The sequence below is a fragment of the Microvirga sp. P4_G7 genome (assembly GCF_056401005.1).
Genome location: NZ_JBFUKD010000990.1, coordinates 1 through 1,015 on the forward strand (window position 1 = coordinate 1; position 1,015 = coordinate 1,015).

Sequence of the window (1,015 nt, forward strand, 5' to 3'; positions counted from 1 at the left end):
TGCAAAGACCGTGAAATCATGCGGCACGATCCGCACCTGCTGATCGAAGGCTGCCTCATCGCGTCCTTCGCGATGAACGCGAATGCCGGGTACATCTACATCCGGGGTGAGTACATCGCCGAGAAGCATGCCCTGCAGGCGGCGATCGACGAGGCCTATGAGGCTAAGCTCATCGGTAAGGACAACATCCACGGCTATCCCTTCGACCTCTACCTGCATCACGGCGCGGGCGCCTATATCTGCGGCGAAGAGACGGCTTTGCTGGAGAGCCTCGAAGGCAAGAAGGGCATGCCGCGGCTGAAGCCGCCGTTCCCGGCCAATATGGGCCTCTACGGCTGCCCGACGACAGTCAACAACGTCGAGTCGATCGCAGTTGCCGGCACCATCCTGCGTCGTGGCGCATCGTGGTTCTCGAGCATCGGGCGTCCCAACAACGTCGGCACCAAGCTGTTTTGCGTCTCCGGTCACGTGAACAAGCCGTGCAACGTGGAAGAGGCCATGGGCATCACCTTCCGCGAGCTGATCGAGGAACATTGCGGCGGCATTCGCGGCGGTTGGGACAACCTGCTCGCGGTGATCCCGGGCGGATCGTCGGTGCCGTGCGTTCCGGCCGATCAGATCATCGACGCGTATATGGATTTCGATACCCTGCGCAATCTGCGTTCGGGTCTCGGGACCGCAGCGGTGATCGTCATGGACAAGTCGACCGACATCGTCCGCGCGATCGCCCGCATCTCGTATTTCTACAAGCATGAGAGCTGCGGCCAGTGCACGCCGTGTCGCGAAGGCACGGGCTGGATGTGGCGCGTGCTGAACCGCATGGCGGAAGGTCGCGCCCAGAAGCGCGAGATCGACATGCTGCTCGAAGTCTCGACCCAGATCGAAGGTCACACCATCTGCGCGCTCGGCGATGCGGCGGCGTGGCCGGTTCAGGGCCTCATCCGGCATTTCCGGCATGAGATCGAAAAACGCATCGACGACTATGCGGCAAACCCGCATTCCGATTCCGTGATGA

At 61.9% G+C, this 1,015-nt stretch carries 1 protein-coding gene; it reads left to right on the plus strand.

Annotated features, from left to right (window positions below; all coding sequences use genetic code 11):
- Positions 1 to 1,015, plus strand: a 1,015-nt coding sequence (gene nuoF / locus AC1DT3_RS22450) for an NADH-quinone oxidoreductase subunit NuoF (protein WP_477467381.1), incomplete at both ends; no start/stop codon positions are given.